The organism is Okeania sp. (assembly GCF_035285525.1).
Classification (GTDB): domain Bacteria; phylum Cyanobacteriota; class Cyanobacteriia; order Cyanobacteriales; family Microcoleaceae; genus Trichodesmium.
The window spans coordinates 1-10753 of the sequence record NZ_JAYKGW010000185.1 but is presented as its reverse complement, the minus strand read 5'-3'; the positions used below and the strand labels follow the sequence as shown (position 1 = coordinate 10753).

At 35.4% G+C, this 10753-nt stretch carries 11 protein-coding genes; 5 read left to right on the top strand and 6 right to left on the bottom strand.

Annotated features, from left to right (window positions below):
• Positions 1-452: 452 nt before the first annotated feature.
• A complete protein-coding gene (gene groL / locus VKJ25_RS18140; RefSeq protein WP_324238046.1) occupies positions 453-2126 on the top strand; it encodes a chaperonin GroEL in 1674 nt (557 codons plus the stop codon).
• A 574-nt stretch (positions 2127-2700) separates the two neighbouring features.
• Here groL and VKJ25_RS18135 read toward each other — a convergent pair.
• Positions 2701-2841, bottom strand: a complete 141-nt coding sequence (locus tag VKJ25_RS18135; RefSeq protein WP_324238045.1) for a hypothetical protein — start codon at positions 2839-2841, stop codon at positions 2701-2703.
• Positions 2842-3254: 413 nt separating this feature from the next.
• Between VKJ25_RS18135 and VKJ25_RS18130 the strand changes: the two genes are divergently transcribed.
• From VKJ25_RS18130 to VKJ25_RS18120, 3 genes are all read left to right on the top strand, one after another.
• On the top strand, positions 3255-4385 hold the full coding sequence (locus VKJ25_RS18130) for an AAA family ATPase (RefSeq protein WP_324238044.1): 1131 nt from the start codon (positions 3255-3257) through the stop codon (positions 4383-4385).
• On the top strand, positions 4378-5124 hold the full coding sequence (locus VKJ25_RS18125; protein WP_324238043.1) for a hypothetical protein: 747 nt from the start codon (positions 4378-4380) through the stop codon (positions 5122-5124). The genes VKJ25_RS18130 and VKJ25_RS18125 overlap by 8 nt, the downstream gene beginning before the upstream one ends.
• A 224-nt stretch (positions 5125-5348) precedes the next feature.
• Positions 5349-5504, top strand: a complete 156-nt coding sequence (locus VKJ25_RS18120) for a hypothetical protein (RefSeq protein WP_324238042.1) — start codon at positions 5349-5351, stop codon at positions 5502-5504.
• Positions 5505-5692: 188 nt separating this feature from the next.
• Here the strand turns inward: VKJ25_RS18120 and VKJ25_RS18115 are convergent, their stop codons facing one another.
• From VKJ25_RS18115 to VKJ25_RS18100, 5 genes are all read right to left on the bottom strand, one after another.
• Complete coding sequence (locus VKJ25_RS18115; RefSeq protein WP_324238041.1) at positions 5693-6529, bottom strand: DUF924 family protein; 837 nt, start codon at positions 6527-6529, stop codon at positions 5693-5695.
• A gap of 742 nt (positions 6530-7271) precedes the next feature.
• Complete coding sequence (locus tag VKJ25_RS18110; RefSeq protein ID WP_324238040.1) at positions 7272-7496, bottom strand: macro domain-containing protein; 225 nt, start codon at positions 7494-7496, stop codon at positions 7272-7274.
• Positions 7497-7522: 26 nt separating this feature from the next.
• Positions 7523-7681: a macro domain-containing protein gene (locus tag VKJ25_RS24700; RefSeq protein ID WP_375340345.1), complete on the bottom strand. Its 159-nt coding sequence runs from the start codon at positions 7679-7681 to the stop codon at positions 7523-7525.
• Between the two features lie 116 nt (positions 7682-7797).
• Positions 7798-9039, bottom strand: coding sequence for a GUN4 domain-containing protein (locus VKJ25_RS18105; RefSeq protein ID WP_324238039.1), 1242 nt, complete (start codon positions 9037-9039; stop codon positions 7798-7800).
• Positions 8969-9772 carry a serine/threonine protein kinase gene (locus VKJ25_RS18100; RefSeq protein WP_324238038.1) on the bottom strand — a complete coding sequence of 268 codons (804 nt, stop codon included), beginning with the start codon at positions 9770-9772 and terminating at the stop codon, positions 8969-8971. Before VKJ25_RS18100 ends, VKJ25_RS18105 begins: the two co-directional genes overlap by 71 nt.
• 776 nt (positions 9773-10548) lie before the next feature.
• Between VKJ25_RS18100 and VKJ25_RS18095 the strand changes: the two genes are divergently transcribed.
• A partial coding sequence (locus VKJ25_RS18095; protein WP_324238037.1) for a DNA cytosine methyltransferase occupies positions 10549-10753 on the top strand: 205 nt, incomplete at its 3' end.

Here is a 10753-nt window from a genome sequence, read left to right as displayed (position 1 = left end):
CCTAATTATTAATTATTCATTATTAATTATTCATTACTTCTCACATTCTTTATTTAAACGGATACTACCGGATTTGATATTATCTAAAAACCCTAAACCCTAATTATTCATTACTTCTCACATTCTTTGTTAAACTGATACTACCAGATTTAATATTATCCAAAAACCCTAATTATTAATTATTCATTATTAATTATTCATTACTTCTCACATTCTTTATTTAAACGGATACTACCAGATTTGATATTATACAAAAATCCTAATTATTAATTATTCATTATTTTCCACATTCTTTATTTAAACGGATACTACCGGATTTGATATTATCTAAAAACCCTAAACCCTAATTATTCATTATTAATTATTCATTATCCCATGTACGGTTTCCACCAACTAGCACTCGATTGTATAGAGTGCTAAATTTTTAGTTGGAAACAATTAGGAAAAAAGATATGGCCAAAATTGTAGAATTTGATGATAAATCCAGACGCGCTCTAGAAAAAGGTATCAATACCTTAGCTGATGCGGTCAGAATAACAATGGGTCCAAAAGGTAGAAACGTATTATTAGAGAAAAAATTTGGCGCTCCCCAAATCGTTAATGATGGGATTACCGTAGCAAAGGATATTGAGTTAGAAGATCCTCTAGAAAATACAGGTGCTAGATTAATTCAAGAAGTAGCATCCAAAACTAAGGATATTGCTGGAGATGGCACAACTACTGCTACAGTTTTAGCTCAATCTATGATTAAGGAAGGTCTCAAAAACGTTGCTGCTGGTGCGAACCCAGTGGCAGTGCGTAAAGGGATTGAAAAAACTATTAATCACTTAGTTGCAGAAATAGAAACAGCTGCTAAACCAGTAGAAGGAGAGGCGATCGCTCAAGTTGCTACAGTTTCCGCAGGTGGTGATGCAGAAGTCGGAAAAATGATTTCTGAAGCAATGGAAAAAGTTACCAAGGATGGAGTCATCACTGTGGAAGAGTCTAAGTCTCTGTCTACAGAGTTGGATGTTGTGGAAGGAATGCAAATCGATCGTGGTTATTTGTCTCCTTATTTTGTTACCGATCAAGAGCGGTTGGTTGTGGAGTTTGAAAATGCTCGCATCTTAATTACTGATAAGAAAATTTCTTCTATTCAGGATTTGGTAGCGGTATTAGAAAAGGTGGCTCGCGCTGGTCAAGCTTTATTAATTATTGCTGAGGATATTGAAGGAGAAGCTTTAGCAACTTTGGTGGTGAATAAAGCAAGAGGTGTGTTAAATGTTGCTGCTGTGAAAGCTCCTGGTTTTGGTGATCGCCGGAAAGCTATGCTGCAAGATATTGCTATTCTGACTGGTGGTCAACTAATTTCTGAAGAAGTTGGTCTGAGTCTAGAGATGGCAGACTTAGATATGATGGGTGTTGGTCGCAAAATTACTATTAACAAAGACAACACTACTATTGTTGCTGGTGGAGAAACAGCAGAGGAAGTCAAAAAGCGGATCGGTCAAATTCGCAAACAGCTTGAAGAGACTGACTCTGATTACGACAAAGAGAAATTACAGGAGCGTATCGCTAAATTAGCTGGTGGGGTTGCAGTCATCAAAGTTGGTGCTGCTACAGAAACTGAACTCAAAGACCGGAAGTTACGCATTGAGGATGCTTTGAATGCAACCAAAGCTGCTGTGGAAGAAGGTATTGTACCTGGTGGTGGTACTACTTTAATTCATTTGTCTTCTAAAGTGGAGGAGTTGAAAGGTAGCTTAACTGAAGAAGAGCAAATTGGTGCGAATATTGTGAAGCGTGCTTTGGAAGCTCCTTTGCGTCAAATTGCTGATAACTCTGGTGCAGAAGGTTCCGTAGTTGTTGAGAAAGTACGTTCTACTGATTTCAGTGTTGGTTACAATGCGATAACTGGCGAATATGAAGATATGATTGCTGCTGGTATTCTCGATCCGGCGATGGTGGTACGTTCCGCGTTGCAAAATGCTGGTTCCATTGCTGGTATGGTATTAACTACTGAAGCTGTAGTTGTTGAGAAGCCTGAGAAAAAAGCTGCTATGCCTGATATGGATGGTGGCATGGGCGGCATGGGCGGTATGGGCGGTATGGGTGGCATGGGAATGCCTGGTATGGGAATGATGTAATTTTTGCCTACCAACCCAAAGTCTAATATTTTAAAGTTAGCCTAATTTAACAATAGGGTTCAGTAAAGGAAATCCCCCCTAACCCCCCTTTGAAAGGGGGGAAATAGGAGGGAATATTGTTTTGAAGGGATAAAGGTTTTTTATCACTGATTATCCGGACATGATATACAATAGTTTTAATTTTGAATCGTTAGACTGTAGAATAAATCCCCCCTAACCCCCCTTTGAAAGGGGGGAAGCATGAGGGAATATTGTTTTAGAGGGATAAAGGTTTTTGATCGCGTAAGCGGAACGGAGTTTTATCGCTGATTATCAAGATATGATATACAGCGGTTTTCATTTCAATAAACCATAGTAGGGACGTTAGCATTTTTGTTATGCAACGTCCCTACAAGATGTTGGTTATGGCGGTATAGTTCATCCATTTGAAAAGCGCTGTAATGGTTCCATATAGCGCTGCGCGCAGGCAACAGGGAGAATAAATTGCCTATAATATAAGACTTGAAGCTATTGGACACTTCCTGCAATTTGTAAACATGCCAGCGCACATTGCTATATCTTATGAGTTTTCGTCTTATTCTAGAATAGAATCAAGATAATTAGTTGATAAAAAACTTTGTACCTTCTCAGTTAATTTTTCCTCTTCTGCCCCCCTTTCAAAGGGGGGTTGGGGGGATACTTCTACTACCTTCCTTGGTGTAGATAAGATAAGCATATAACCGGATTCTATATTAACTGAACCGTATTGTAATATAATCAACCCGATACTGTTAATAATAATCGTTCCCAAACAGTAAATTTATTAGTTAAACAACTTAATAGATTTATTCAGAAATAAGTCTCAAATAACAAACTTAATATCTTCAAATATTTTTGCTATTTTATACATCATATTCTACATAATTTTCACCTAAATTTTAAATATAAAGTATTTTTTTTAATGCTGGTGATAATAATTTTCCCATTTTCTTGAATAATTTCAAATTATTGGCTTTCTCCTAACAGTTATTTAGGTATTAATAAATCTTGTTCTGTTGCTGTTAATTTAATGTATAAATAATATTAACTTGGGAATAACTAGCTTAATTAAATTATGAAATTATCAATGATAAGGATGTTAGTAATTGAATGTTAAAAACAATAAAACTAGATAACTTTAAAAGTCATCCAGAAACAAACCTTGAATTTGATGATTCCCGACTGCACGCACTCGTAGGACCTAATGGTTCTGGTAAAACATCTGTTTTACAAGCATTACATTATTTGAGCAGACTTGCACAGGAAAATAATTCATTATTTCAAGACGTTTTTAAACATGAAAATTCCCCAGAAATTATAGCAAGAAAGGGAGAAAATCAGATATCTGTTACTGTAAATATTTTTTTGGAAGATAACCCTATACAAAACTGTAAATTAACTCTTGATTGGCGAAAAAAGGATGATTCTGGTTGGCGGGCAATATTATTTTCAAACCCCAAAGGAAATAAGCGTTCAGATGGACAAATCTCATTAGTATCTTCTGAAGTAATAGAGTATTGGAGATATTTAGTTTACTTGAAATTGATAGCTGCTAATCTTGCTACAGTTGCTTATAGTGAAGCAGTGACACCACAAATTGAGTTTAATGGTTCCGGGATAGCACCTTACTTAGATGACTTGCGCAACGAAGCACCAGATAAATTTCAATCTTTGCAAGAAATGCTGCGACAAGTTGTTCCCGATGTCAAAAGGTTTGGAATCAGACGAGCTAAAGTTGCAGTCGATCGCCAACGTTTAATAGAAGTAGATGGAAAATCTATTTCTTACCAAGAAAGTCAAGAGATGGCAGGACAAGAAATAGTTTTCGATATGAAGAGTGGAGATAAAATTCCTGCCCATGCTATTAGTGAAGGAACAATTCTTGCTCTTGGTTTATTGACAGTTTTAATGAATCCAAATGCACCTAATTTAGTATTATTAGATGATGTTGAGCAAGGACTTAATCCTCAAGCACAACGAGAATTAATGTCTGTTTTTAAGGAAATTATTAAAGTGAATCCTAATTTACAAATTATTTTTTCAACTCATTCTCCTTATATTATTGATGAGCTTACACCCTCTCAAGTTCATGTTTTAACTAACAATAATTCAGGATTGACTTGTTGCAAAAGATTAGATGAACATCCAGATGTTGAATGGGCAAAACAAACTTTAACTACTGGAGAATTTTGGGATGCTGAAGGTGAAGATTGGGTAATTGAGGAAAAAACAAATGAATGAATGTATTGTGATTGTAGAAAGTAAAGCTGATGCACGAACTGCTACTAAATTAGGCGATCGCCTTTTACTGGAAAAAGTCGATTGGTTAGAAGAAGAACAACTTCAAGACTTTTTTCAGTGGAGCGGTTTAGAAGAAAATATAGAATATTCCTGTTGGAAGGATATTAAACGTATAATTGAGAACTCCGGTGTTAAGATACCTAAAACTCGTGGTGCTAAAGGTGCTGATGGTGCAGCAGCAAAAAAAATTCTGAAATTTGTCTCTTGTCTGCAAAAAACGCGACAACGACAAATTAAAGCAGTTGTCTTTATCCGCGATTTAGATGATCAACCTGAGCGAAAAGAAAGTATCGAAAAAGTGCGCTCCGAATATAGCGATCGCCAATTTAAAATTGTTATGGGAATGGCAAACCGAAACCGAGAAGCATGGGTTTTGAATGGTTTTATTCCGCTGGATAAATCAGAAGCAAAAATTCTGGAAGAGATTAAAAGTGAATTAAAGTTTGATCCTTGTGAGGAATCTCATAGATTATGTTCTAATTCAAAAGAAGAAACTAAACGGATGAGAAATCCTAAAATAGTGCTGGAAAAACTCACAAGAGGAGAATTTGAAAGAGAACGGAAATGTTGGGAAGAAACAAGTTTGGAAACTTTGCAAAAAAGAGGTGTGAGTACAGGATTAACAGATTATATGAATGAAGTCGAAAATCAACTAACTAGCATCATTTTTCATTGTTGATTTTAGAAATAAAGGTTATGATTACAGTGGTTTTCAAATAGATAAACTAATCGCCATAACCAAAATTTTGTAGGGACGTTGCATAACAAAAATGCGTTACATGTCGCCCAGCGTTAGCGGAGCTTGGCGTTAGCCATACGTCCCTACTGTAGTTTTCTGAAATAAAAATCGCTGTAATTGTCCCATTTTCTACTGCATATGGAGCAACAGTATCTGCCCCCACTGTGAGAAAATTACGATGGACTTTGGCCACTGCTTCTGGCTTGGTGATGACAGTTTTGGCTTTGAATATGAATAATGAGGCGATTGTGACAGCAAGAAGACGGTGGTCTTCAGTGGGTTGGCATCGATATATACTAGATCACAAAGCTATTGCCTAACATTTGTGCTCACCGACGGCTATGGATTTTTTTTGTAAGAACCAAGCGCTCGTCAAGCCCTCGAGTGCAGCACAGGGTTAGGATGAAAAAGCAAATATATTTCTGATGCGTTAGAGACAGCATAACGTATCAAAGCAAGATGCTCTGATTGCAGTAGGACTTAGAGGTTTACCAAGAGTTGGGAACGATTACCATTTGGAGCCATCCACAAACCCCAGAGTCTGCATTTTTTCCAAGTAAGACCGTTCATTATCTTTATTCGGACGGCCACGGCGACTATTTCGATGCGGAAAACGGTCAAACATAAAAATCATTTGGTAATGCTCGAATGCCTTTTGAAATGCATTCAGAAACTCATATCGATGTTCCTCATCTTCGTTAATTATCTTGAGAAACTCTAATGATCGCTTTTGGGAGGCAAGATTTTCATCGTGCATGAACGGATACACAACAAACAGCTTTTGGTAGCCAGTAAAATAATAGTTAAAGAAGCAACCTTGCAGGTTTTTGTCCGCCGCCGCTAAGCCTAGGTTGTCATATTTGTATGCTTTGTTAGTGCCTCGAAACATGTTCCGGGAAAATTGATCGATCAGTAAAATATAGGCTAAGTTTTCATAGGGATTTGTATCGATTTCCCATGTCAGCTTGCCCTCGACAGCCGCGTCAAATGTTTTTGAGAACTTTTCGCGGATTTGCTTATCAACTTCCTGACTACCTGCAGCGCCCGCAGGACCATGAGGAAACCACTTACTATTGTAGACTCCTTTTCCTCCTTTAACTATATCATTATCCCATTGCTCATACCAAAAGCGAAGAATTTCTATGGCTTTTGGATCAGTCTTCTCCAAAAAATGCTGTTGTTGATCTGGGTTTGGCTTTAGACAATCTTTGAGATCAACCGTGTTAGTTGGGTCGGTAATGAGGATAGGTTCAGTAAAAGCTAATGCTACAGGACTAGCTACCCAAAATAAGACAAGAAGGAACGAGATAAAACTGAAAAATGTGACTTTTATTCGGAGAATCATGATTAGGGCTGTGAGTATGTTTTATATTGGCAAAAAAATCAAGAATAGCTTAATGATATACCCTATCAAAAGCAGTGCTTCCGGAAGCTCATAGAATTCTCACCAGGAATATCTCTAGCTATTAACTAGAAAGCGCTTAGCTGCCTAAGATACTAAGGCGAAGGACTAATCCCTTAACGAAAAATCCTTGTGGTGTAGGATAGCACTAAAGTAATTAAGTGTCAACACGGCTGAGTGCGTGATATACAAAAACTTCTAAATGGGCTGCATTACTGACCAGTTTAAGCCTTCAGCCCGTATAACAGGTAGGATTAGATGGAATTTGGCAGATATTCACCCTATCTTAAACACCCTGGAACCCTGTCAATAAGAGACTTATAGTGCTAAACCAAGGAGGGTGTTATATTATACAACATAAGATTATAGGGATATTAAATGGAATCCCCCATCCCAACTCCCCGAAAACTTCAGAAATATAAGGTTCGTGCAATATTGACCAACATAATGAGAAAATTGCGCCATTCATTCTCCATAGCGGGGTGCTTCACAAAATATATAAACCAGAAAGTATAGAGCCATAATCAGAAAATTCCACCATTCATCCTCCATATTGGGATGCTTCACAAAATGTATGAACCAGAAAGTATAGAGCCATAATCAGAAAATTCCATCATTCACCCTCTATAGCGAGGTGCTTCACAAAATGTATTTACTCTTGCTCTATACGCAACACTCAGAAAATTTAACCCTCTATATATCTATATATTTCAGAAAAAACCTCTAAATATTGTTCATAAACCCGAACCTCAAAGCAAACAAAAATCACCTGTTCAATAGACTTACATTCTAACAAAAACTCAATTGCTTCAGTAATAGCTATTCTTGCCGCTACTTCCACCGGAAAACATAAAGCACCAGTAGTAATAGGAGGAAAAGCAATAGTTTTAACAGCATATTTTTCTGCCAAAGCTAAACTATTTTGATAACATTTTATCAGTGTATTCTATCTCCTAAACTTCCACCTTGCCATCTAGCAGCAACTGTATGAATAACCCACTTAGCAAATAAATTATAACCATTAGTAATTTTTGCTTCCCCATGTTGACAAGCATGTAATCTTAGACAAGCTTCTCTAAGTTCTAATCCAGCTATTTTATGAATAGAATAAGATATCGTTGAACCAGAAGAAAGAGCGCGGTCTGTAGAATTAACAATAGCATCAACTTTCTGTTGAGCAATATCACCTTTAACAATTTTAATTCGACTTTTTATTGATTTTTTTCTACTTCATTAAGATAGATTTTTCCTGTATTAATCAAACAATTATTCACACGATTAAAAAAAGTTTCTCGCCAGACTCCTACCCCAAACTTTTCCACTTTAAATTTGACACACCATGAAACAGGTAAATGACCGAAAGGTGCATTTAAACTAAAATCAAACTCACTATAATATTTTATCTTACCTGCCACTTGCCATCCCACAACATCACTAAAATTTTGCCAAATCATTTTGTGATATTTACGATTTTTCCCGAACCTCTGCTCAATACTTTTTTCTACATGAAAATAAATAGATTTTTGTACAGTAAAACCAAAACGCCCTTGAGAATAATTTAGCCAAAGTTGATTAATTTTCTCCAGCTCCAAACAAGGAAAAGTTTCTATATCAAAAAGAGTCAATTTTTCGTCTTTATTTTTGCCAACTACTTGCAACATTAAAGCGACAGTTTCTTGATCGGCTTCTCGAAAATTTCGAGCTGACAAAAAATCTCTTAGACGAGAATAGTCTATTTTTACTTTGCCAATATTAAGAGGAATATTTTTCGGTTCCTCAAGTCCGCAAATTTCTATTCGAGATAAAAAAGCAATACCAAAATCTATTACTCCTCGCCCTAATCCACAAGGCAAATGTCCGACTGGTGCATTAATATTAAAATTAAAATCAAACCAAGATAACCAATTTTCATTTAGTCGCCATCCTATCTGTTCAGCAAACCTGATATAAATATTATGGTCAGCATTAGGTTTACCACCAATATTCTGCCAAATTATTTTTTGAACGGTGAAACCAAACCTACCATTACTATATTTAATCCAAAGTTTATCGATAATACTTAAGTCTTTGCAGGGAAATTTTTCTATTTCTGCTTTTGTTCCCCATTCTCTAGTTTCTCGGTCTAAAATTTTCAGCATTATTTCTCTAGTTTCTGCATCTGCTTTTTGCCATTTTCGGGCAGCTAAAAGATTCTCTAATTTTCTATAATCAACTTCTGTTTGATTAAAAGATTTCGTCAAATTTTCAGATGTCAAATAATCTTGGGAAATTATTGTATTGTCAAAATTTTCAGTAAAGAAAGCATTACTTTTGACTTTTAAATTTTGACTTTTTAATTCTGTAAAATAAGATAACCATTCTGCTACTGACTGGGGGCGTTCTTCAGCATGAAATGCCATACCTTGAACAATAGCTTCTTGACAGCGATATAGCTGCCGCACTTGCTCCGCCAACGCTAATTTTCGGATTAAATTGTTTTGGTAAGTTAAGAGCTATTCTTGCTGCTCTTGCTGGTGCTGGAATGGGAACTTCAGCAGTTAGTAAATAATAAAGAGTTGATGCTAAAGAATAAACATCGGTAAATTCTCCTCGCTTGGCTTTTTCTGCATATTGTTCAATGGGAGAAAAGCCATTTGAACCAGCCACAGTTTGAGTCAAAGTCACATCTGGAATAAACTCACGAGCAATACCAAAATCAATCAAAACTGCTTCGGGTTTATTGTTAAGATTACGGACAATAATATTTTGTGGTTTAACATCCCGATGTAATAAACCTTTAGAGTGGATTACTGTTAAAGCTTCTCCTATTTGTCTAATGTAAATTAATGCCTCATTTTCTGATAATTTCCCCTTTCTTTTAACTAATTTTTCTAAATCTTCTCCTACCACATATTCCATCACAATACAGGGATGTTTTCCTTCAGTAAAAACATTTTTTATCTGTACAATATTTGGATGTTGACAAAGAGCAAGTCGCAACCCTTCATCTCGAAAATCTTGTTGATATTTTTCTAGAAAATTTGTGAGATTTTTAGAGATAAAAATTTCATCTTTTAGAGTTTTAATAACTACTCGTTCACCTTTATTGGTTTTAGCAATATAAGTAATACTATAGCCACCCTTGCCTAATTCTTTTTGAATAATGTAACGATTCCCGTAAATTTTTTTTCCTGGAAGCCATGCCATAATTTTTAACTAAATCAGAAGTTAGAAGTTTTTTTGTAATGGGGATTACTATAGTTATCCTCAATGATTTGTTAGAGAAAACTGTAGGGGTTTGGTCTCCAAACCCAAGCAGGGATTTGGAAGCCAAACCCCTACAATAAAATCTTACCATTCACATATATATTCTACTAATTTTTCCTAATTCTTTTTGCATAATTTAGCGTTGGCGGAGCCTAGCGGTAGCTACATCGCCATAAATTTTTTTTCCTGGAAGCCATGCCATAATTTTTAATGGATAATTGATAATTAGGATTTACAGATTAAATCTATAACAATCATATTTCATTTGTGAGATTTTCTTGGTAATTAGGAATCAGCAGTCAGGAGTGAGAATATAGAAAGATTTTGATTTCTTTTAATAGTTATTAAATATCTTATAAATCATTCCCGGTCGCTATAGAAATAAATTTTGACAAAGAGCAAGTCACAAGGCTTCATCTTTTTATTAACTTTATTAATATAATATATCTTAGATCAGCAATCTTGTCTATAAATGTTTATAATTGGAAAAATTAGTATATTTTCTGTATATTTGAGGGAAATTAACAATTTAATATCAGAAAATTAAACTCTAATTTATATTGGTTTCTATACAGTAGATTCTAAGTATAAGAAGTACAGATATTAATAATTAAATGTTCTCAGTGCGATTTTTTTGAACTGTGCATCTTACTCGCGTAGGTTGTACTTCACCAAAGTAGAATCCCCTGTATCTGGTTGTATTATTTTTGAATAAAATGTTGATTGAACGTTTAAAAAAGATAAATTGGAATCAAGCGCCAAAAATCATATCTTTATTTTCTGGTTGTGGAGGCATGGATTTACCATTTCATAAGGCAGGATTTAAGTTGGTTTGGGCAATTGATGCTAATTTTTATGCCTGTAAAACTTTTAGGAAAAATATTTCTAATATTATTGAGAATAATCAAATAGAAAACATAA

Excerpts from the sequence above, each read along its gene's own strand:
- VKJ25_RS18125 (WP_324238043.1), top strand. The coding sequence starts at position 4,378 with ATGAATGAATGTATTGTGATTGTAGAAAGTAAAGCTGATGCACGAACT.
- groL (WP_324238046.1), top strand. The coding sequence starts at position 453 with ATGGCCAAAATTGTAGAATTTGATGATAAATCCAGACGCGCTCTAGAA.
- VKJ25_RS18115 (WP_324238041.1), bottom strand. The coding sequence starts at position 6,529 with ATGATTCTCCGAATAAAAGTCACATTTTTCAGTTTTATCTCGTTCCTT.
- VKJ25_RS18100 (WP_324238038.1), bottom strand. The coding sequence starts at position 9,772 with ATGGCATGGCTTCCAGGAAAAAAAATTTACGGGAATCGTTACATTATT.
- VKJ25_RS18135 (WP_324238045.1), bottom strand. The coding sequence starts at position 2,841 with ATGCTTATCTTATCTACACCAAGGAAGGTAGTAGAAGTATCCCCCCAA.
- VKJ25_RS18130 (WP_324238044.1), top strand. The coding sequence starts at position 3,255 with ATGTTAAAAACAATAAAACTAGATAACTTTAAAAGTCATCCAGAAACA.